The sequence below is a fragment of the Microbacterium sp. UBA1612 genome (assembly GCF_002321605.1).
In the GTDB taxonomy this organism is placed as follows: domain Bacteria; phylum Actinomycetota; class Actinomycetes; order Actinomycetales; family Microbacteriaceae; genus Microbacterium; species Microbacterium luteum.
Genome location: NZ_DCMW01000006.1, coordinates 101,727 through 122,666, shown reverse-complemented (window position 1 = coordinate 122,666; position 20,940 = coordinate 101,727). Strand labels below are relative to the sequence as shown.

Annotated in this window: 23 protein-coding genes; 13 read left to right on the top strand and 10 right to left on the bottom strand. The window is 70.0% G+C overall.

Features of this window, described 5'->3' with window-relative positions:
- Window positions 1–34 precede the first annotated feature (34 nt).
- A complete protein-coding gene (locus B3S45_RS03765; protein WP_194384292.1) occupies window positions 35–1,402 on the top strand; it encodes an amidohydrolase family protein in 1,368 nt (455 codons plus the stop codon).
- A gap of 42 nt (window positions 1,403–1,444) precedes the next feature.
- Complete coding sequence (locus B3S45_RS03760) at window positions 1,445–2,296, top strand: nitroreductase family protein (RefSeq protein WP_194384291.1); 852 nt, start codon at window positions 1,445–1,447, stop codon at window positions 2,294–2,296.
- 50 nt (window positions 2,297–2,346) lie between these two features.
- Here the strand turns inward: B3S45_RS03760 and B3S45_RS03755 are convergent, their stop codons facing one another.
- Both B3S45_RS03755 and B3S45_RS03750 read right to left on the bottom strand, forming a co-directional pair.
- Complete coding sequence (locus B3S45_RS03755; RefSeq protein WP_228480890.1) at window positions 2,347–3,027, bottom strand: DUF4166 domain-containing protein; 681 nt, start codon at window positions 3,025–3,027, stop codon at window positions 2,347–2,349.
- Complete coding sequence (locus tag B3S45_RS03750) at window positions 3,024–3,632, bottom strand: SRPBCC family protein (RefSeq protein ID WP_194384290.1); 609 nt, start codon at window positions 3,630–3,632, stop codon at window positions 3,024–3,026. Before B3S45_RS03750 ends, B3S45_RS03755 begins: the two co-directional genes overlap by 4 nt.
- An 81-nt stretch (window positions 3,633–3,713) precedes the next feature.
- On the opposite strand from B3S45_RS03750, the gene B3S45_RS03745 reads away from it, so the two are divergent.
- The 6 genes from B3S45_RS03745 to B3S45_RS03720 all read left to right on the top strand — a co-directional run bounded on the left by B3S45_RS03745 (window position 3,714) and on the right by B3S45_RS03720 (window position 10,462).
- Entirely contained in the window at window positions 3,714–4,253 is a 540-nt protein-coding gene (locus B3S45_RS03745) for a YaeQ family protein (RefSeq protein ID WP_286717471.1), read from the top strand.
- A gap of 109 nt (window positions 4,254–4,362) precedes the next feature.
- Window positions 4,363–5,862: an aldehyde dehydrogenase family protein gene (locus tag B3S45_RS03740; RefSeq protein WP_286717469.1), complete on the top strand. Its 1,500-nt coding sequence runs from the start codon at window positions 4,363–4,365 to the stop codon at window positions 5,860–5,862.
- Window positions 5,863–5,864: 2 nt separating this feature from the next.
- A complete protein-coding gene (locus tag B3S45_RS03735) occupies window positions 5,865–7,253 on the top strand; it encodes an NtaA/DmoA family FMN-dependent monooxygenase (RefSeq protein ID WP_286717467.1) in 1,389 nt (462 codons plus the stop codon).
- Window positions 7,254–7,462: 209 nt separating this feature from the next.
- Window positions 7,463–7,963 carry a thiamine pyrophosphate-binding protein gene (locus B3S45_RS03730; RefSeq protein WP_286717466.1) on the top strand — a complete coding sequence of 167 codons (501 nt, stop codon included), beginning with the start codon at window positions 7,463–7,465 and terminating at the stop codon, window positions 7,961–7,963.
- Window positions 7,960–8,574: a thiamine pyrophosphate-dependent enzyme gene (locus B3S45_RS03725; protein ID WP_286717464.1), complete on the top strand. Its 615-nt coding sequence runs from the start codon at window positions 7,960–7,962 to the stop codon at window positions 8,572–8,574. Before B3S45_RS03730 ends, B3S45_RS03725 begins: the two co-directional genes overlap by 4 nt.
- A gap of 325 nt (window positions 8,575–8,899) precedes the next feature.
- Window positions 8,900–10,462, top strand: coding sequence for a GMC family oxidoreductase (locus tag B3S45_RS03720; RefSeq protein WP_194384284.1), 1,563 nt, complete (start codon window positions 8,900–8,902; stop codon window positions 10,460–10,462).
- Between the two features lie 18 nt (window positions 10,463–10,480).
- On the opposite strand, the gene B3S45_RS03715 is transcribed toward B3S45_RS03720, so the two are convergent.
- Entirely contained in the window at window positions 10,481–11,227 is a 747-nt protein-coding gene (locus B3S45_RS03715) for an alpha/beta fold hydrolase (RefSeq protein WP_286717578.1), read from the bottom strand.
- A 196-nt stretch (window positions 11,228–11,423) separates the two neighbouring features.
- Between B3S45_RS03715 and add (B3S45_RS03710) the strand changes: the two genes are divergently transcribed.
- Entirely contained in the window at window positions 11,424–12,458 is a 1,035-nt protein-coding gene (gene add, locus B3S45_RS03710) for an adenosine deaminase (protein ID WP_194384282.1), read from the top strand.
- Between the two features lie 115 nt (window positions 12,459–12,573).
- Here the strand turns inward: add (B3S45_RS03710) and B3S45_RS03705 are convergent, their stop codons facing one another.
- The 5 genes from B3S45_RS03705 to B3S45_RS03685 all read right to left on the bottom strand — a co-directional run bounded on the left by B3S45_RS03705 (window position 12,574) and on the right by B3S45_RS03685 (window position 15,381).
- Window positions 12,574–12,990 (bottom strand): hypothetical protein, encoded by a 417-nt coding sequence (locus tag B3S45_RS03705; RefSeq protein ID WP_228480889.1) that lies wholly within the window; start codon window positions 12,988–12,990, stop codon window positions 12,574–12,576.
- Window positions 12,991–13,037: 47 nt separating this feature from the next.
- Complete coding sequence (locus B3S45_RS03700; protein WP_194384281.1) at window positions 13,038–13,628, bottom strand: sigma-70 family RNA polymerase sigma factor; 591 nt, start codon at window positions 13,626–13,628, stop codon at window positions 13,038–13,040.
- Window positions 13,629–13,691: 63 nt separating this feature from the next.
- Window positions 13,692–14,531 (bottom strand): alpha/beta fold hydrolase, encoded by an 840-nt coding sequence (locus tag B3S45_RS03695; RefSeq protein WP_194384280.1) that lies wholly within the window; start codon window positions 14,529–14,531, stop codon window positions 13,692–13,694.
- Window positions 14,532–14,656: 125 nt separating this feature from the next.
- Window positions 14,657–15,190, bottom strand: coding sequence for an SDR family NAD(P)-dependent oxidoreductase (locus tag B3S45_RS03690; RefSeq protein ID WP_286717460.1), 534 nt, complete (start codon window positions 15,188–15,190; stop codon window positions 14,657–14,659).
- Window positions 15,191–15,219: 29 nt separating this feature from the next.
- Window positions 15,220–15,381 (bottom strand): SDR family NAD(P)-dependent oxidoreductase, encoded by a 162-nt coding sequence (locus B3S45_RS03685; RefSeq protein WP_286717459.1) that lies wholly within the window; start codon window positions 15,379–15,381, stop codon window positions 15,220–15,222.
- Between the two features lie 110 nt (window positions 15,382–15,491).
- Here B3S45_RS03685 and B3S45_RS03680 point away from each other — a divergent pair, with 110 nt between their 5' ends.
- The 4 genes from B3S45_RS03680 to B3S45_RS03665 all read left to right on the top strand — a co-directional run bounded on the left by B3S45_RS03680 (window position 15,492) and on the right by B3S45_RS03665 (window position 18,506).
- Window positions 15,492–15,998 carry a MarR family winged helix-turn-helix transcriptional regulator gene (locus B3S45_RS03680; protein ID WP_194384278.1) on the top strand — a complete coding sequence of 169 codons (507 nt, stop codon included), beginning with the start codon at window positions 15,492–15,494 and terminating at the stop codon, window positions 15,996–15,998.
- Between the two features lie 76 nt (window positions 15,999–16,074).
- On the top strand, window positions 16,075–16,422 hold the full coding sequence (locus B3S45_RS03675; RefSeq protein WP_194384277.1) for a TraR/DksA family transcriptional regulator: 348 nt from the start codon (window positions 16,075–16,077) through the stop codon (window positions 16,420–16,422).
- Between the two features lie 91 nt (window positions 16,423–16,513).
- Window positions 16,514–17,743 carry an MFS transporter gene (locus B3S45_RS03670; protein WP_194384276.1) on the top strand — a complete coding sequence of 410 codons (1,230 nt, stop codon included), beginning with the start codon at window positions 16,514–16,516 and terminating at the stop codon, window positions 17,741–17,743.
- A gap of 172 nt (window positions 17,744–17,915) precedes the next feature.
- Window positions 17,916–18,506, top strand: coding sequence for a nucleoside deaminase (locus B3S45_RS03665; protein ID WP_194384275.1), 591 nt, complete (start codon window positions 17,916–17,918; stop codon window positions 18,504–18,506).
- A 755-nt stretch (window positions 18,507–19,261) separates the two neighbouring features.
- Here B3S45_RS03665 and B3S45_RS03660 read toward each other — a convergent pair.
- Both B3S45_RS03660 and add (B3S45_RS03655) read right to left on the bottom strand, forming a co-directional pair.
- On the bottom strand, window positions 19,262–19,888 hold the full coding sequence (locus B3S45_RS03660) for a helix-turn-helix domain-containing protein (protein ID WP_083336462.1): 627 nt from the start codon (window positions 19,886–19,888) through the stop codon (window positions 19,262–19,264).
- A gap of 11 nt (window positions 19,889–19,899) precedes the next feature.
- Window positions 19,900–20,937 (bottom strand): adenosine deaminase, encoded by a 1,038-nt coding sequence (add, locus tag B3S45_RS03655; RefSeq protein ID WP_286717454.1) that lies wholly within the window; start codon window positions 20,935–20,937, stop codon window positions 19,900–19,902.
- Between the last annotated feature and the right edge of the window lie 3 nt (window positions 20,938–20,940).

Sequence of the window (20,940 nt, the reverse complement as noted above, 5' to 3'; positions counted from 1 at the left end):
GTCGCGCCGCCCCTTCCCTCGTGAAAGCGCGCACATGACCTCCACCCTGCTGGTTCCCGACGCCGTCGTGACCATGAACGACTCGCTCGACGTCCTGACCGACACGGCCGTGCTGGTCTCCGGCGACACGATCACCGCCGTCGGTGCCGCCGCCGACCTCGCGGCGCAGCATCCGCATGCCGAGCGGGTCGACCTCACCGACCGCGTCCTCATGCCGGGCCTGGTCAACGCCCACCACCATTCCGGGATGCTGCGGGGCACCGCCGAGCACCTGCCGGTGTGGGAGTGGCTGCGGCTGCACATCGACCCGATGCACCGCGTGCTGCGGCCCGACGAGGCCGAGGCGGCCGCGTGGCTCTGCTACGCGGAGGGCCTCCTGTCGGGCACCACGACCGTGGTCGACATGTGGCGGTACATGGATGGCGCCGCCCGCGCCGCCCAGACGCTCGGCAACCGCGTCGTGACCGTGAACTACGTCGGCGAGCATCCGGACTTCGACTACTTCGACACCCTCGACGACAACGAGCGAATGCTGCGCGAGTGGACCGGGGCCGCCGGTGGCCGCATCATGCCCTGGGTGGGGCTCGAGCACTGGTTCTACGCCGATGAGGCCGGCCAGAAGCGCGCGATCGACATGGCGCGCCACTTCGACACCGGCATCTACACGCACTGCAGCGAGTCCGAGGTCGAACTGGCCGACTTCGACAGCCGATACGGGATGCGGCCCATGCACGCACTCGACAAGCACGGCTTCTTCGACACTCCCCGCGCGATGCTCGCTCACGCGGTGTGGCTCGATCAGTCCGAGGTCGACCTGATCGCCGAGCGCGGCGTCGGCGTGTCGCACAACCCGATCTCCAACATGAAGCTCGCCTCCGGCATGGCGCCGGTCGCCGAGATGCTCGCCGCCGGGGTCAACGTCGGGCTCGGCACCGACGGCGAGAAGGAGAACAACAACCTCGACATGTTCGAGGAGATGAAGGTCGCCTCGCTCCTCGGCAAGCTGCGGTCGATGGATGCCGCCGCGATGGACTCGTGGCAGGTCATGCACATGGCCACCCACGGCGGTGCCGCAGCCATCGGTCAGGGCGACCGGCTCGGCCGAATCGCGCCCGGCTTCCAAGCGGACCTCGTCGCGGTGCGCACCGACACGCCCCGCATGACACCGTTCCTCCCCTCCGGCGGCTACGCCAACATCCACCACAACCTCGTGCACGCAGTGCGCGGGTCGGACGTCGACCTGACGATGGTCGCCGGCGAGGTCGTGGTGCGCGGCGGCGAGCTCGTCACGGCCGATGTCGCCGAGCTCATCGCCCGCGTGCGAACTCTGGTGCCGGGACTGTTCGAGCGCCGACAGGAGTGGCTCGACGCCCATGGCGATCCCGAGGGCCTGTTCCACTGACGTCGAGGGAATACCTGGCGGCGGGTTATCGTCGTCCCTGACATGACCGAATCAGCGACGACGACCTCGACGACCCCCGACGCCGACGCCATCGATGAAAGCCTCGGCGCACGATACGGCGACGCCGCCCCCGACACGATCGAGTCGGTGAACGATGTCATCGCGCTGCAGTTGCGCCATCGGTCGGTGCGGCAGTTCACGTCGGAGGACGTCTCCGACGACGCGGTCACCGCGATCATCGCGGCGGCGCAGTCGGCGTCGACGAGCTCGAACATGCAGTCGTGGTCGGTCATCGAGATCCGCGACCCCGAGCGCAAGTCGGCGGCATCCGAACTTGCCGGCGACCAGGAGTTCATCCGGCAGGCACCGGTCTTCCTCGTGTTCATCGCCGACTGGGCGCGCAACCGCGCGATCGCGAAGCACCACGATCAGCCCGATGCCGGCATCGACTATCTCGAGAGCACGCTGGTGTCCTTCGTGGATGCGGGTGTCGCCGCGCAGAACGCCGCGATCGCCGCCGAGTCGCTGGGTCTGGGCATCACCTACGTCGGGTCGGTGCGGAACAACCCGATCGCCCTCAGCGAGCTGCTCCAGTTGCCCGCCGGGGCGTTCCCGGTCGCGGGGATGGCCATCGGGCATCCGCATCCCGATGACGCGGCCCGGGTCAAGCCGCGCCTGCCGCAGGACGTCGTGCGCCACCGCGAGACCTACACCAGGCCTGCGGACTCAGCGATCGACGCCTACGACGACGCACTCTCCGCCTACTACGCCTCCCAGGGCAGCGCGCGGCCGTGGACGCCGACCGTGCTCGCTCGCGTGCGCGACGAGGCGAGTCTGCGCGGTCGGCACGTAATGCGCGACGCCCTGGAGCAGCGCGGCCTGCCTTCGAGGTAGGGAACACGGCCGCCCCTAGGCCGAGATCGCCCCGCACCTGGTCGCGCCGGTCAGAGCCGGTGCTCGTGACGGACGGGCTTGAGGCGGTCGGGTGCGTCGCTCGCCGCGGGATACTCGCACGTGAACCAGCCCTCGTAGCCGAAGAGGAACCCGAACAGGCGATTGCGCACCTCCAGGGAGATGTGAAAGGCGCCGACCGTGTCGTCGTAGTGCTCGTGTAGCTCCGCACGCCCGGAGAAGAGCATCGGGAAGCGGAACGCCACCGGCCCCTCGTAGAACCGCTGCGCGTCGGATCTCAGGATGAGACCGCCACGATCGTCGACCTCCAGGTGCAGATCGACGGCCAGGTGCTGGTGCGTCCCGAGGTAGTCCACGATCGTGCCGCGATCGGAGTCCAGCACCATCGTCGCGTCGAATCGAGCGGGTTTCGTGCGCGCACGATATTCGCGCACGAACGTCACCGTCTCGCGACCGAGCGGGTCACGGTACGGATAGTTCTCGATGATGAAGGGCACGTCCGTTCCGGTGTCGGCGACGAGGATGTGGCGGAGCCGGCCGATGAGCAGGAACGGCACGGTCCACCACGGGCCGCGCCGGATGCGGGTCATCGTGCCGCGCCCGACGCACGCGTAGCCGTCGGCCAGGGAGACACCGAACCGGCGCTGCATCATCGGATGCAACCGGTTGAAGTCGTCGCCGAGCGCTGATCGGAAGATCGCCTTCTCGCTCACGAGATCGCCACCTCCCGCAGGTTCTCGGGCGCGTCAGCCATGGCACCCTTCGGCGGTGGCGTCGTACGACACCGTGATGCTCGCGGCCGATCGGCTCGCCAGAGGGCGAGCGCCGAGCGCAGCCTCCATCGCGGCTGGGTCTCTTCCGACTCCGCCCAGATGCGCAGCCGGTCGAAACTCCACGCCGTCATCCACAGGATGACGGGGCGCATCACGATATCCAGCAGAGGGCCCCAGCCAGGGCGGTAGTCGTAGCCGGTGATGAAACGGACACCGCCGTCGGTGGGGACGTATCGCCAGTACCCGCGTCCGCTGCGCAACGGCGAGGTGCGGTCGTCGGTGGAGAATCCGAGCGCGGAGGTGCGTGTGCCATCGGCGCGTTCCTTCTCGCCGAGAGAGACGCCCTCGCCGCGGATGACGTGGAAGGGCAGCGCGCGTTCGTATCGGAACCGCGTGCGCCCGGCGTCATCCGTTCCGATCGGCTGGATCGCGCTGAACCGCAGGTCCCAGAGAGGATGGAGTTCCGGACTCTGCGTGAGGGTCCAGACCCGCTCGACGTCGGCGCGGATGAACGTCTCGACGTACAGCGGTCGTCCCCCGGTCATCGCGCCCCTCTCGCTCAGCACCCTCGAACGTACCGCTCCGACGGCAGCGAGCTCTTCCTCGGCGCGGCATAGGCTGACGGGATGGCTGCCGGCGCGACGATCCACACCTTCACCGTGACGCTCGCGGATGTGGATCGCGGGGTGTACGAGGATCTCTCGCTCCGGGTGGCGCGGCACCCGTCCGAGACCGACGTCTACATGCTCACCCGGGTGCTCGCGTACGGTCTGGAGTACGCCGACGGCATCGCGTTCACCGAGGGCATCTCGGCGACAGATGAGCCGGCCATCGTCATCCGGGATGCGACCGGCTCGCTGACGGGATGGATCGAAGTGGGCGCTCCGGAGGCCGCTCGTTTGCACGAGGGCAGCATGAAGGCCGGCCGCGTCGCGGTCTATGCGCACCGCGATCCGGCCAAGCTGGTCGCGGGCTGGAAAGGCAAGCGCATCCACCGCGGCGCCGACATCCTGGTGCACAGCTTCGACCGCGGGTTCCTCGAGGCGGCGTCCGCGCACATCGAGCGTCGCACGACGATGAGCCTGTCGCTGACGGAGCGACACCTTTATCTGGAGCTTAACGGACAGGCCTTCTCCTCCGACGTCCACTCCGTCGCCGCCGCGTGAGCCGCTGGGCACGAGCCACGAAACAACCCCGAAACGTGATAGCTACAAGCAATCAATGATTGCTCCGTAGCATCATGGGCAGCTCCTGTTCCCGACGTGAGGTGCCCGCATGACTCCCCCCTCCGCACCGACGCTCCGCGACGGTGTCGCGCGATTCCTCGCCGACGACCCCGGCCGCCTCCTCATCGGCGGGTCGTGGCACGCCGCAGCATCCGGTGCGACGTTCGACACGTTCGATCCGGCAACCGGCCAGGTGCTGGCATCCGTCGCCCGTGGCGAAGCCGCCGACGTCGCGCAGGCCGTGGCCGCCGCGCGCGACGCCCTGCACCGCCCCGACTGGCGCGCGATGAGCCCCGCCGATCGCGGCGCGATGCTGTGGCGCATCGCCGACCTGATGCAGGAGCACCTCGACGACCTCGCCGAGCTCGAGACGCTCGATCAGGGCAAGAACCTGCGCACCTCGCGCTTCGGCGAAGTGCCGGCGGCGATCAACCAGTTCCGCTACTACGCCGGGTGGCCCACCAAGATCTTCGGGCAGACCATCCCCACGTCGGTCTCGCGCACGCCCGCCGGCAAGGAGCTGTTCGCCTACACGCGTCGCGAACCCGTCGGTGTCGTGGGGGCGATCGTGCCGTGGAACTCGCCGCTGATCATGACGGCGATGAAGCTCGCGCCGGCGCTGGCCGCCGGCTGCACCATCGTGCTCAAGCCCGCGGAGAACACCCCGCTCACCGCGGCGTTCCTCGGTCGACTCCTGCAGCGCGCCGGGGTTCCGGACGGCGTCGTCAACATCATCAGCGGCTACGGCGCCGAGGCCGGCCAAGCCCTCGTCGAGCATCCGGATGTCGCGAAGGTCGCCTTCACCGGATCGACCGCCGTCGGCAAGCGACTCGTGCAGACCGCATCCACCGACCTCACCCGCCTCACCCTCGAGCTCGGCGGCAAGTCGCCGTCGCTGATCCTCCCCGACGCCGACATCGACGCCGCCATCGACGGCGTCTCGCGCGGCATCTTCGACAACGGCGGCCAGGTCTGCGTCGCCAGCGCCCGCGTCTACGCGCACCGCGACGTCTACGACCGCGTCGTGGAGGGGATGGCCGCCGCCGGCGAGAAGCTGCGGCTCGGCCACGGCCTCGACCCTGAAGCCGACCTCGGTCCGCTCGTGAGCACGCCGCAGGCCGAGCGCGTCGCCTCCCTCGTCGACGCCGGCGCCGCCGACGGCGCGAACGTGGTCACCGGCGGCAAGCGCGAGGGCACCTTCTACACCCCGACCGTGCTCACCGACGTGCGCGCCGACATGCCCCTCATGCGCGAGGAGATCTTCGGCCCCGTCGCCGTGGTCACCCCGTTCGACGAGCTCGACGAGGTCGTCGCGTGGGCCAACGACTCCCGCTACGGCCTCGCTGCGAGCGTGTGGACCGAGGGTCTCAGCAACGGCCACCGCGTCGCCGCGCAGCTCGAGGCCGGAACCGTGTGGGTCAACTGCCACTCGTTCCTCGGACCTGAGCTCCCCAAGGGGGGCCACAAGGAGTCCGGTTGGGGCACCGAGAACGGCCCGCAGGGGCTGGAGAACTACCTGGAGACCAAGACCGTGGCGATGGTGATCTGACGATGAGCGAGCCGACGAAGCCGATTCTGCTGGGCGCGTTCGAAATGATGAACCCCAGCAACGGGATGCCGACCTGGACCGACCCACGCGGCCGCGGCGACGACTGGGACCGCCTCGACTACTGGGTCGACCTGGCGACCATGCTCGACGAGGCGGGGTTCGACTTCCTCTTCTTCGCCGACACATACGGGTACGCGACCCTCGAGGGGCGGATGCCGCACGAAGTCGCCGCCCACGGCATCCAGTTCCCCGCCCTCGACCCGATGCTCGCGATCCCGGCGCTCGCGCGGGCGACCGAGAACATCGGCTTCGTCGTCACCTCGCCTACCACGGTCGAAAAGCCCTACGCCACCGCCCGGCGCTTCGCGACCCTCGACCGGTTCACCGACGGCCGCATCGGCTGGAACATCGTCACGGGAAGCTCCCAGGCCACCACCGACGAGCTGTTCGGCGTGACGCAGAAGCTCACGCACGACCAGCGCTACGACGCCGCCGATGACTTCCTCGACACGTGCCTGCGGTTCTGGGAGCACAGCTGGGACGACGCCGCCGAGCTGCGCGACCGGGCTCGGGGCCTCTACGCCGACCCCGAGAAGCTGCATCGCGTCGAGGTCGAGGGGGAGTATCAGCGGTCGCACGGCATCTTCGCCGTGCCGCCCACGCCGCAGCGCACGCCCGTGCTCTTCCAGGCCGGCACCTCCGACCGCGGCCGGGCGTACGCGGCGCGCAACGCCGAGGCGGTGTTCATCCAGGGTCAGTCGATCGCCTCCGCCGCCGCGCACGTCGCCGACATCCGCGCGAAGGCCGAGGCCCACGGCCGCGACGGTGCCGACGTGAAGGTGGTCAGCGGCATGACCGTGACCGTCGCGCCGACCACCGACCAGGCCCGGGCGCTGCGCGCCGAGTACGAAGCGCTCCTCGGCCTCGACGACGCTGCGGTCATGTTCGCCGGGATCACCGGCATCGACCTCACGGGCGTCGACCCCGACACCCGGCTGGTCGATCTGCGCACCGACTACGGGCAGACCCTCGTCGACCGCTATGCCAAGAGCGACCCGGATGTGCGGGTGCGCGGCGTACTGGACCAGTTCCGCACGAAGGCCATCCGCGGGTTCCAGATCACCGGGAACCCGGAGGAGGTCGCCGACGAGATCGAGGCGATCATCGACGGATCCGGCATCGACGGCCTCATGCTCGAGCCGACCTTCGGCGGCCCCGACTCCTACCGAGCGTTCATCGATCTTGTCCTGCCGATCCTCGTCGACCGCGGACGCGCGAGCGCCCCGGCGCCCACGCTGCGCGAACGCTTCACCGGCCGCCCGCGGCTTTCGCCCACCCACCGCGCCCATCGGCTGACGGCGAGCGCCGCATCCACCCCCGTTCCCGCCTGACCCGTGCCCGAGACCCCTGCTCCGCAGTCACAAACTGCGGATTCCTCCCCGCTACGGGCGCACAACATGACTGCGGAGCAGGTTGCACCCCCCGTACCGCAGTCACGAACTGCGGATGCGCCGCCGCAGCACCCGCACAACGTGACTGCGAAGCGGAGCGGGATACCCGCGTCCCCACCCCACGAGCAACGCCAGAGAGAAGAGACCGAATGAAAGCCGAAGCCGTCGAGGCGGTGATCCGGGGCCTCAAGCGCGCCGGGGTCAGCGTCGCCACTTACCTTCCCGACTCGCTCCTGAAGGAGCTGTATCCGGCGCTCGATGCCGACGCCGACATCCGCACCATCCCCGTCACGAACGAGGGGGAGGGTGCGGCGATCGCCGGCGGCGTGTTCCTCTCGGGCAAGCGCGCCGTGCTCGTCATGGAGAATTCGGGCCTGCGCGCCGCGACCGAGCACCTCGCCCGCCTGGGCCTCGGCGCCGGCATCCCGGTCGTCATGATCATGAGCTACCGCGGCGAGCTCGGCGAGAACAACTGGTGGGCGATCCCCCACGGAATCACCATGGAGCCGCTGTTGCAGACCCTGCGCACCCCTTACACGATCGTGCGCGAAGTCGAGGAGATCGAGCAGGCGGTGGTCAACGCGTACGAACACGCCTATGCCTCGTACCACCACACCGCCGTCGTGCTCGGAGGAGGTCTGGTCCGATGAGCTACTCCCGTTTCGAAGCCATGAAGCTGCTCGCCGCGCGGCTGCAGGACGAGCTGGTCATCCTCTCGCTCGGCGGTGCCGTCGACGAGTGGTACAACGCCGCCCCCCACATGCGCGAGGCGAGCCTGTTCCAGCAGCAGCTCGGATGCGTCTCGGCCGAGGCGTTCGGCCTCGCCGTGGGCCTCCCCCACCGGCAGATCGTGTCGCTCGACACCGACGGTGGGCTGCTGTTCAACCTCGGGATCCTCGCCACCCTCGGCAATGAGCAGCCGAAGAACCTCTTCATCGTCGTGTGGGACAACGAGCAGTACCAGTCCATCGGCGGCCCCCGCACCCACACCAACGGCGGACGCGTCGACCTCGCCGCGATCGCCCGCGGCGCCGGTGTCGAGAAGGCTTTCACCGCGCAGACGCTCGAGGAGTTCGATGAGCACTGCGCCGCGGGGCTCGCCGCCGACGAGCCCTACATCGTCGTGGCGAAGACCGACGGCATCCTCGAGCCCGGCATCAAGCGCAAGCACTCCGACGGACGCGAGGACAAGTACATCTTCGTCCGCCACGTCGAAGAGACCGAGGGCATCACGATCATGGGCCCGAGCGAGCACAACTGATGCTGCACGTCCGTCCCTCTGAAGGTCCCCCCTCCGCGACCGGCGGCCCTTCATCCGCGATCGGCGGCCCTTCATCCGCGATCATGTCCCAACTTCTGCGCTCAACACCCCCTCTTAGCAGCAGAAAATGGGACACACCCCAGGCGGAAGACCCCTCCGCCGCAGTCAACCCCTCCGCCGCGGTCAGCCCCTCCGCCGCGGTCAGCGCCTCCACCGCGGTCAGCGCCTCCACCGCCGGCATGTCCCAACTTCTGCGCTCAACACCCCCTCAACGCAGCGGAAAGTGGGACACGCCACGGCGCCACGCCGATAAGGCGGCGGCCTGATGCCGTTCGTCGCCACGCCCGCCGCCTCTTACGACTTCCTCGTCGTGGGGGGCGGCGCGGCCGGATGCGTGCTCGCCGCACGCCTGTCGGAAGACCCGGCTGCGACGGTGCTGCTCGTCGAGGCCGGCCCCTCCCACAGCGGGGTGCGCGAGATCCTCGAAGCCGCGCACTGGGACGCCATGATCGGCGGCCCCTACGACCACGGTTACGCCTCCACCCCCACCGAGCACGTCCTCGGACGCGCGATCGCGATGCCGCGCGGACGCGTGCTCGGCGGCTCCTCGTCGACCAACGCGATGCTCTGGTACCGCGGCGCCCGCGCGGACTACGATGCCTGGGCCGCGGGCGGGGCGACGGGATGGGGATACGACGACCTCCTGCCGTACTTCCGCCGCTCCGAGTCGCGGCCCGGCGGCGATCCTGCCCTCCGCGGGCTCGATGGCCCCGTGCGGGTCGGTCCGCTCACCCGTGTGCATCCGATCGCGCACGCGCTGATGGATGCCGCCGGCGAGCGCGGGATCCCGGTGATCGACGACGCGAACGCGGCCTCGAACGAGGGCGCCGTGTACGCCGACTACAACGCGGTCGAAGGCGACGACGGGTCGTTCGAGCGCTGGAGCACCGCCCGCGCCTACCTCGAACCCGCACTCCACCGGCCGGGCCTGCACGTGATCGTGGACAGCCCGGTGCACGACGTCGTGCTCGAGGGCACGGTCGCCACCGGCATCCGTCACGAGGTCGACGGGGCGCTCGTCACCACCCGCGCATCCCGCGTCGTCCTCGCGGCCGGCGCGCTGGACACGCCCCGCCTGCTGCAGCGCTCGGGCATCGGCGATCCGGCGCGACTGCGCGCGGCCGGCATCCGCCCCTGCCACGACCTGCCCGGCGTCGGCGAGAACTTCCAGGACCACCCGCTGATCCTCGGCGTGAACTTCCGCGCCCGTCACGATCTCGGCGAGGTGCTCGGAAACGGCGGCGGCGCGATGGTCAACTGGCGCAGCTCGTACGCCGAGGCGGGGCCCGACCTGCACACCGTCATCGCACACGGCTCCCGCGGCGAAGACGCCCTCCACGCCCGCCACGACCTGTCGGGGAACCGCGTCTTCGCGCTCGTGCCGGGATTGTACGGCTCGCGCAGCGTGGGCTGGGTGCGATCGCGCTCGGCCGATCCGACGGTTCCCGCCGACTTCCAGCCGAACTACCTCGCCGACCCGACCGACCTCGCCGCCATGGTCGAGGCGCTGGATGCGGTGCAGGATCTTGTCGCCACCTCGGCCTACGCCGACCTCGCCGAGGGACCGATCACGCCACCGGTGTCGATGACCGCGCGCGAGGACCGCGTGCGGTTCGTGCGCGAGAACATCGGCTCGTTCTTCCATTGCGCCGGCACCGCGCGCATCGGCACCGACGAGATGGCCGTCGTCGATCCATCCCTCGCGGTGCGAGGCCTGCAGGGCCTGTGGGTGGCGGATGCCTCCGTCATGCCGGTCATCCCCACCGCGAACACGCAGGCGCCCACCGTCGCCATCGCCGAACGCGCCGCCGACCTGCTGCGGGCGTGACCGACGGTGCCCGCCCGCTCAGGAGGGTGCGACGTCGGCGGCCCACCGCACGAGCTCCGCGGCAAGGTCGGCCGGGGCATCCAGCTGCACGAGGTGTCCCGCACCCTCGATGAGGGTGAGGGCAGAATGCGGAAAGGTTTCCAGGAGCCGGTGGGCGCGATCAACCGGGATCCACGTGTCCTCGGTGCCCCAGAAGATGTGAACCGGCTCGTTGATCTGGCGGTATCGGGATTCGATGTCGTCGGTGAAACGCTCGGAAGCCTCGGCGATCTGGCGTACGAAAGCAGCCTGGCCCACCTTCGTCGTCCACGGTTCCACGAGCATGGCGAGATCGTCCGGCCGCAAACCACGGTGACTCGCTCCACGAATATAGGCCTCGACCATTCCGCGATGAATCGCGGGCGGGATCTGCGCGAATACCGCTTCCTGATCGCGAACGAGACGGAAGAAGGGCGAACCCCATGGCGCAAGGGCGACGACGTCCACAAGGGCGATCGCCGCGTAGCGAGTGCCGTGACACAGCCTCGCACGCAACGCGACCGCGCCACCGATGTCATGGGCGATCACGCGCGGCCGGTCAAGACCCCAGTGCTCCAGGAGCTCTGCGAAGAGCTCTGCCTGCACGCCAATGTCGACGGGATGATCGCGGTGCATCGACGACTGCCCGTAGCCAGGCATGTCCCAGAGATACACGGTGTGCGTGCGGGCCAGCACCCGAGCGATCGGGCGCCACAGCTCCGACGACCATGGTGTGCCGTGAAGCATCACGAGAGGGGGCCCATCGCCGAAGCGATCCCACGCCACGGTGCGGCCGCGCCAGGAGAAGGAGTGCGCGAGAGGTGTCATCGTGCCCCCATCCTCGCAGGGTCGTCCGACACCGGCGCAGCAGCGGTCAGCGGCGAGCGTCACGCATCCGAAATCTCGGTGGGATAGACAGGAAGTCCGCACCCGAAGGATCACCATGCTCTCCACCACCGACTTCCTGCGCCTGCTCCCGAAGGCCGAGCTGCACTGCCACTTCGTGTCGGTCATGCGCGTACCGACCCTCATCGAACTCGCGGCGAAGCACGACGTGGCGCTGAAGACGGACGACCTCGACGCGCTGCTGGAGTACGAGGGCCTGCCCGACTTCCTCGACGTCTTCAACGCCGCGCACCTGGCGCTCACCACCGGCGACGAGATCGCGCGCGTCGCCTATGAGGGGGTCGAGGATGCGGTGCGCGACGGCAACCTCCGCTACCGCGAGTACTTCATCAACCCCGACAACTTCGCACCCCGCGGGATCGACTATCCGAGCCTCATCGACGCGATCACCGACGGCCTCACGCAGGCCGAGCGCGACTTCGGCGTCGGGTTCCGCATCGTCGCCGCCATCAATCGGTCCCTCCCCGCGGCAGCGGCAACCGCAATGGTGGAGACGGTGCTGGCGCACCCTCGCGAGCAGGTCGTCGGCATCGGGCAGGACGACCTCACGCCCGAACTCACCGAGGATCCGCTGCGGTTCCGCGAGGCGTACGACCTGGCAGGCCGCCACGGCCTCAAACGCACCGCGCACGCCGGCGAGACCATGACCGCCTCACCGTGGAACGTGATCGACGCGATCGAGACGCTCGAGGTCGACCGGGTCGACCACGGCTACCGCGTCGTCGACGACGCCGATGCGCTCGCGCGTGCCGCCGCATCCGGAGTGCCCTTCACGTGCACGCCGCACTCGACGCACATGCTCTCGCACTGGGACTTCTCCCCCGAGCACCGCATCGCGCAGATGGTCCGTGCGGGCCTGCCCGTCACACTCGCCACCGACGACGCCGTCTTCTTCAAGACCGACATCGGCCGGGAGTACACCCACGCCCTGCCGGCGATGGGTCTCGACGATGCGGATGCCGCGCGCATCGCGCGCGCCGGCTTCGAGGCAGCCTGGTGCGACGACGATCAGAAGGCGCGCATGCTCGCCGACGTCGACGCCGCCGTCCTCGCCCTCTCCGCGTTGCGCTGACCGCGACATCCGCCGCTTGCGGAGGAGGTACACCGTCCCGAGGACGGTAACGTCGCAGGGGACCTCCTGAGGCCGGATCTCCTCACCATCCGCGCCTCGGAAAGCCGCGGGTGGCTCAGTCCTGGTGGAGCTCGTCGTAGTCGGCCAAGGGCACGATGTCCGCCGCGGCCGCGGCGATGCGGCCGTCGCCGGCGACCAGGACGTCGGCCTGCAGCGAGGCGACGGCGAGGTACTCCGCCGACGCCGTGTCAGGCCAGTCGAGCCGGTGTGCGAGCGTGAAGGCGGTCGCCCGTGAGACACGATCGCCGAGCAGCCGGATCTTCAGCCCCGCGAGCGTGTCCAGCTGAGCTCGGGCGTCCGCCTCATCCAGAACACCCTCTCGCGTCTCCTGATAGAGCATCGACAGCACATGACTGCGCAGCACCGACGGCCCGACGAGGGGATGCCGTGCGCCGATCTCGGGATCGTCGCGCACGATGCGCAGCGCCGTGACGGCGTCGATCGCGAAACGTCTCACTTCGGATGTCACCATGTGTCCACTGAACCCGACGTGCGTCGAGCGCTCAACCCGGTTGCACGTCAGGCCACCACAGGTTCAGCGGGCACGCTGTGGTGTCGCCGGAGCCGGGGCAACGCGTCGCGGATGCGGGACTTCACGGTGCCCAGGGGGCAGCCGATCAGCTCGGCGATCTCCGCGTGGGTGTGACCGCCGAAGTACGACAGCTCGATCACCCGGCGTTGCGCTGCGGTGAGACCCGAGAGTTGCTGCCGCAGGCGAGCGCCGTCGATGCGCAGCTCGGCCTCGGTCGCGGTGTCGCCGCCGGGCGTCGCGGCGACGCGCGCCGCATCCGCGATGTCGCGCTCGCGGGCGGACTGCACCGCGCGCACCCGATCGACCGAACGACGGTGCGTCAGCATGAGGATCCACCCCTTCGCCGCCCCGCGATCGGCGTCGAACGTCGAGGCGTTCCGCCAGATGTGCAGGAAAACCTCCTGCAGCACCTCCTCGGCCAGATGCCGGTCCCCGATGACCCGGATGGCGAGGCCGAAAGCGGCCGGCGAGATCTGCGCGTACAGGTCTGCGAAAGCACCGGCATCCCCGTTCGCGACCGCCGCCAGAAGATCATCGAGATCCGCCTGCGATGGTGCCGCGCCGAATGGTTCCGCCATGTGAGCATCCTCCGTCAGGGCGACGGAAGCGAACCCCAGGGTTGCCACCGCGCCCGCCACCCGCTATGGATGCGTCTCGGATGGGGATGCATGGTCACCGATCGGATGTGCGGACATGTGCATCACGACGGCCGCGGTCAGCTCCCCTGCGTGTGTCGCGGCGAGATCGTGACCGGCACCGGGGATGACGACCTCCTCGATCGTCGGGAGGGCCCGCGCAAGCCGTGCGCGCATCCCGGCGAACATCGCGGCGGACTCCGAGCCCCCGACCACGAGTGCAGGCGCCGACACGGACGCGGCCTCACGCGGACCGAATCGCCATGCCGCGAGAGCGGGAAGATCGGTCGAGAAGAAGGTCTCCGCGTGGCGCGCCGAGGGAGCCGCCGGCGGTGAGGCGACACGGGTCTGATCACGACCGGGCGCGCCGCTCAGCAGCGCAGCGAAGTGTTCGAGGGCCGCCTCGGTCCCCGACTCCTGCCATCGCTTCAGGAGCGCGTCGTTGAGCCGTCGGAAGTCGTCGTCATCAGACGGCGGTGGTTCGATGACGGAAACCGTGCGCACCAGCTCCGGCGCCATCGTCGCGAGCGTCAGCGCGACCGCCGCACTGTAGCTCGCGCCGACCACATGCGTCGGCTTCGCGTCGAGCGCACGGATGACGGCGGCGACATCGGCGGCATCCGCGGAGATCGACCCCGGCGCATGCGGGGCACTGCTCGCACCGTACCCGCGACGCCGCACATGGATGACGCGGAAAGTGCCCGAGCGGGCGATGCTGTTCGCAACGTGCGACATCTCGTCGACATCGAGCGCTGTCTGGGTGACGGCGACCGGCTCGCCCGACCCGACCACATCGACGTCGACGCACCCGCGGCCGACGTCGACGAGCAGACGACGAGGCTCCATGCGGCGAGCATCCTCCGGCGCGGCGAACCGCGCAAGCGGGGGGTCCGCGTCACTCGTCGCCGACCGCACGCGTGTGCGCCGGCCGGCTCGACGGGCCGGCGCGACGTCGCGCGCTGATTCCCGGATCAGAGCATCGTCGTCAGCGTGCCGCCGTCGGCGCGCAGAGCGGCGCCGTTCGTCGCGGACGAACGCGGACTCGCGAGGTATGCGGCCAGGTGCGCGATCTCGTCCGGCTCGATGAATCGCTGCAGGAGCGACGTGCGATTCCCGGCCGCGATCGCGGCCTTCAGGTCGTCGACGGGCATGCCCTGCGACGCGGCGATCTGCGCGACGGTCTCGGCGACACCGTCGGAGTAGGTCGGTCCGCCGAGGATGGTGTTCACCGTCACGCTCGTGCCACGCGTGAGCTTTGCCAGACCGTTGCCGAGCGCGATCGTGGCCGCCTTCGTGACGCCGTAGTGGATCATGTCGGCGGGCACGTCGACCCCGGACTCGCTGGCGACGAAGAGGATGCGACCCCATCCTCGCGCGAGCATCGGCGCCAGCGCGTGTCGTGCCAGCCGCACGCCGCTCAGCAGGTTCACGTCGAGGTATCGCTGCCACTCGTCGTCGGAGATGTCGGCGAACGCCTTCAGCTCGAAGACGCCGACGTTGTTCACGAGGATGTCGACGCCGTCGATGATTCCCGTCAGGCGCCCGAGCTCGTCGCCGCCGCGGCCACCCGCGCCTCGGTGCGTCCATTGATCACCACCGATGCCCCCTGGCGCAGGAGGGCGGCCGCGATGGCGTAGCCGATCCCCTGCGTCGACCCGCTCACGAACGCCGTCTTGCCGGCCAGTTCCTGTTCCACGGTGATCCTTCCTCGCACCATCCGGCGCGCATGACTTTCCTCGTCACGTGACCATAGGCGATCTGAGTTTCCTGAGCAAGTGAATTCCGTCGCGACGATAGACTGCCGGCGTGACGCCGCCCGACGCATCCGCACCCCTCACCGATGACGAGCTGGCGACCTGGGCGTCGCTCGCGACCGTGCTGGAGTGGCTGCCGGCGGCCCTCGATGCGCAGCTGCAGCGCGATGCCCAGCTCACGCACTTCGAGTTCGGGGTGCTCTACGCCCTGGCCCACGCCCCCGACGCGACGCTGCGGATGAGCACTCTCTCCACGTACGCGAACAGCTCCCTCTCGCGCTTGTCACGCGCGGCGACCAGGTTGGAGGCGAGGGGGTGGATGCGCCGCACACCCGACCCGAGCGATGGGCGATTCACTCTCGCGATCCTGACCGACGCCGGCCTCGGAAAGGTCGGCGAGACGACGCCCGGCCACCAGGAGCTCGTGCGCCGACTCGTGCTCGATCGCCTGACGTCGGCACAGGCCCAGCAGCTGCGCGAGATCTCCACGCGGATCGCCGAAGGCATCGGACCCGGCGCGTGGACGCCGCCGCACGGGCGAGACGCATCCACGGACTGACCGCACCGCCACCTCGCCGCGAGGCGGCGGTCGCAGCGCGTGCCGCGATCGGTGCCCAGACGTAGACTGACGCAGAATGAGCGGTCCCGAGGAACGCCTGAACGCACAGCGCGACGACGCCATGCGACGACTCGCGCGCGTTCGAGCAGACATCGACCGGCTGCGCACCGACCGCGGGGCGGAATCCGCCGACGATGAACACGACCCCGAGGGCGTGACGCTCTCGGCGGAGTGGTCGCGCCTGGAGGGACTGCGCGCGGCTGCCGAGCGCGAACTCGACGAGATCGATGCGGCACTGGCGCGCAGCGCATCCGGCGCCTACGGCACGTGCAAGACGTGCGGCCGCGCGATTCCCGCCGCACGGCTCGAGGCCCGCCCGAACGCCACGCAGTGCGTCGCGTGCGCGACCGCATCCGGCCTGTGACCTTCCTCCGATAGGATCACCCCGAAGAGCAGAAAAGCAGTGGGCGACCGATGTCCTCCGGGCCGGGGGAGGCATCAGAGAGCGACCCGTCATGTCTGCAGACACCTCTGCCCGATCCGCGCTCGCGGCCTACCGCACACTTCCCGCCCGCGCGGGGTGGGGCTACCTCATCGCGACCTCCCTCGGACGCCTGCCGCTGTCGATGATGCCGCTGGCGATCCTCACACTCGTCAGCGCATCCACCGGCTCGATCGCGCTCGCGGGAGCAGCCGCCGCGGCCGCCGCGGTGGGCGAGGCGATCGGTGCTCCGACCGGCGGCGCGCTGAGCGACCGCTTCGGACAGCGCCCCGTGCTCCTGACCGGCGTCGTGCTCAACGTCGCATTCGCGGTCGCCCTGGTCGCGACCATCGCCGACGCGCCCGACCTCGTGATCGTCGCCCTGGCCGGAGCGACCGGCCTCTCGTTGCCCCAGGTCGGACCGCTCTCGCGGGTGCGCTGGATGGCGATGAGTGGCGACGACCTCTCGGCGGCCTTCGCGTTCGAGGGCGTCACCGACGAGGTCGTCTACATCATCGGCCCCGCTGTGGTCGGCATCCTCGCCGTGACCGTCTCCCCGGAGATCGCGCTGCTGTCCGCGGCTGGGCTGATCGCGGTGTTCGTGACGCAGTTCGCTCTGCACCCCACCGCTCGCTTCGCCCTGCGTCGACCGGATGCGGCGCCGGCCGACGCTCCCGAGACGACGCGCGTGCCACTGCCCGCCTGGATGCGACGTTCCCTCGGCGCCGTCGTGCTCGGCGGCATGCTCGCGATGGGGACGTTCTTCGGCGCGAGCCAGGCCGGGCTGACCTCCTTCGCCCTCACGAACGGGCTCGGCGACTCGGGAAGCCTGCTGTACGCCGTCATGGCGGTCGGCTCCGCGGTGACGACGGTCGCCATGGTCGCGGTGCCCGACCGCATCGGGCTCGCGACGCGGTGGGTGCTCGCCGGAGCCGGGATGGCTCTCGGCGCGGTCGGCATGATGCTCGCGCCGAACGTGGTCGTCCTGCTGGTGTGGGCCGTGCTCGCCGGAGCCTTCCAGGGGCCGGCACTGCTGACGATGTTCAGTGTCGCGGGGTCCATCGCGCAGCCCGGCCGGGCCGGCATCCTCATGACCCTGACCGGCAGCGGCGTCGTGCTGGGCGTCGCGATCGGCACCTCGGCCGGAGGCGCGCTGGCAGCCGGCGGCGGTCCCGCCGCGGCTTTCGCTCTGGTCGCAACCGCCGCTGGCGTTCTCGCGCTGCTCGGCGCCGTCGTCGGCATCCTCATTCGCCCCCGCCGCTGACCCGCACTGCGCCGCACCTCCGGCCGGCGCTCCGGGCACGCACGGCGACTTCTCGTCCCGTCGTCGGCGCCAGGGAGAGATCGGCGATACGCGGCGGAAACACGCGCACCGACGCCGCGAAACGTGCGCACTCTAGCGTCGAGGTGATCCCCCGCACGAAAGAAGCACCGCCATGCCCCAGCTCGCCACGACCTACACGATGACGCTGCCGGAGTGGCTGACGTCGGAACTCGACGGCCTCCCGCGCATCCTCTCCACGAACGAGGAGCGGATGGCGCTGGTCAACCAGCTCGCCGACCGCAACTGGCGAGCCGGCAACGGAGGCCCGTTCGCCGCAATCGTCGTGGACGAGTCGACCGGCGAGCTGGTCTCCGCCGGCGTGAACGTCGTGCTGAGCACCGGGGTCACATCCGGACACGCCGAGGTCATGGCGCTCGCCCTCGCGCAGCGGGCCCTCGGCCGCTGGAACCTCGGCGAAGACGGCGCGCGTCTGGCGCTCATCGTCAACTGGCGCCCCTGCGTGCAGTGCTACGGCGCGACGATGTGGAGCGGGGTCCGTTCGCTCGTCGTCGCCGGCGAGGGTCCCGAACTGGAGGAGCTGACCGGCTTCGACGAGGGGCCGGTCGTCGCCGACTGGGCGGACCAGTTCCGAGCCCGCGGCATCGAGGTGACGATCGGAGTGGCCCGCGACGAGGCCCTCGAGGTGTACCGCGCCTACGGCGCGAGCGAGAGCCTGGTCTACAACGCCCGCGGCGACGCCTGACCCAAGGCCCGAGGCGCACCGGTGACCAGGACGCCCGGGGCACCGGGGCGCCGAGGCACCGGGGGACGGGACACAGGGGGACGGGGCGCCCGGGGAACGGGGCACCCGGGGACGGCGCGCCCGGACATCGGGACGCCGGGGGTCGACCTGCTGCCGACTCGATTCGCCCTCGTGCCCCAATTCAGGCTGGCAACGCGCCGGCGGTCCCACAACCGACCAAACCGGCGACGGCAAGAGCGGCCAGCCTGAATTGCGGCACGGTGACGAGCGAGAACCCGCTCGAAAGAACCGCCCACTGCCGGAGACCCACCGGCGGCGCTCGACGCGCCAGCCACCGACCCACCCGGGTGCCGGCGCGGGCACTGTCCGTGCACCAACTCAGGCTGAGGCCGGGGTCCGAGGCCAAATTCCGGCCGCGCTCGCACCGCCGAGAGCGGCCAGCCTGAATTGCGGCACGATGGCGAGCGAGGACCCGCCCACTGCCGGAGACCCACCGGCGGTACTCGACGCGCCGGCACCAACCCCACCGGTGCACCAATTCAGGCTGGCGCTCGGGTCAAGTCCCCTATCCCGGCCAGAACAGCGCACCCGAACGGAACCAGCCTGAATTCGTGCACGGTCGCAAGCCACGACGCTCGCGCGGTGGCCGGTACGACATCCGCACGGTGGCCAGCCTGACACTCCCACGCGACGGCCAATAAGCCCGGCACGCGCGCCGGGTAGTGACCGGTGGCCGGCGATCGCCGCGGAGCGGGTCAGGCGCGGCGGGAGCCCTGCTTCACGACAACGAGGCGGTAGGGGGCGCCGTCGGCCGACCACCACCGGTGGGCCACTCCGCCGGCGTAGTACGCGGAGTCTCCGACCGACAGGGTGCGCGTCTCGCCGTCGAGATCGAGGACGACCGTGCCCTCGACGACGTAGACGAATTCGTCTTCCGGATGCTGGAATGCTTCCCCGGGTGAGGTCGCCGCGGCGCTGATCTCCACCGGATGCAGTGGCCGCGACGCCGCGGCCAGCAGGCGCGCCGTGCCGCTGGCGAAGCCGTCTGGCACCGTCGTGCCGCGCGGGTCGTCTCGGCGCTGGATCTCGACCGGCGGAAGGTCGGCGACGGGTTCGTCGGCGGCGGCGACGAGCTCGATGGGACTCGTCTGCAGGGCAACGGCGATGCGTCGCAGCGACCCGAGGCTGGGCTGCGCAAGCCCTCGCTCGAGTTGGCTGAGGAACGGATGCGACAGTCCCGTCGCCTCGGCGACCTGCACGAGCGTCAGCCCGTGCCCTTTCCTCAGGCGCCGGATGTGTGCCCCGAGGCGCAGCCCCGACGTCTCGCCGTCCGCGGCGTCCACTCCGACGGACGAGGTGCCGGCCGGAAGCGTGCTCGTCACCGGGCCGACCCTCAGACGGGCAGTTCGACGCCGGCGGAGACGGCGTAGTCGCGCACGTCCTGTACAAACGCGTCTCGACGGCGTGCCGTGAGCCAGGATGCCTCGAACGAGTTGATCGCCAGCTGAACCAGATCGGTCGCTGTCAGCCCGGCCTGTTCCGCGAGTGCCACGTAGTTGTCGCCGACATAGCCGCCGAAGTAGGCGGGGTCATCGGAGTTGACCATGACGCGGGCGCCTTTGCGCAGCAGCGAGACGATCTCGTCGCTCTTCATCTGATCGGTCACGAACGAGTTCGACACCGGGCACGTGGTGAAGCCGATGCCCTTGGCGATCGCCGCATCGACGAGCGCCGGGTCTTCGACGATGTTCGTGCCGTGGTCGATGCGATCCACCTCGATGTCTTCGAGCACGGTGCGGATGTTGTCGATCGACCCGACCTGGTCGATGTCGCAGTGCATCGTCAGGAAGAAACCCTCCGCCCGGGCCCGGGCGAACACGGCCGCGAACTTCTCCGGCGGGTTGCCGCGTTCGTCGGAGTCGAGGCCGACGCCGACGATCCACGCCTTGTAGGGCAGCGCCTCCATGAGGGTGGCCATGGCGTACTCGGCGGAGAAGTCGCGAAGGAAGCACAGGATGAGCTCGGCCGAGATGCCCAGTTCGTCCTGTGCGCGCACGGCCGCCCGGCGATAGCCGGTGATGACCTCGGCGAAGGGCACGCCACGGCTCGTGTGGGCCTGCGGGTCGAAGAACATCTCGACATGCACGACACCCTGCGCCTTCGCGCGTTGCAGGTACGCCCAGGCGAGATCGTGAAAGTCGTCAGCGGTCTGCAGCACCTGCATCGCCGGGTAGTACACCGCGAGGAAGCTCGTCAGATCGGTGAAGTCGTAGCTGGCCTTCACGTCTTCGACGGTCTTCTGGTCGAGCTCGATACCGTTCCTCGCCGCGAGGGCGAACTTCAGCTCGGGCTCGAGCGTTCCCTCGAGGTGCAGGTGCAGTTCCGCCTTCGGAAGCCCGTGGGCGAAGGCGGCGAGATCGATGGTGCTCAAGGA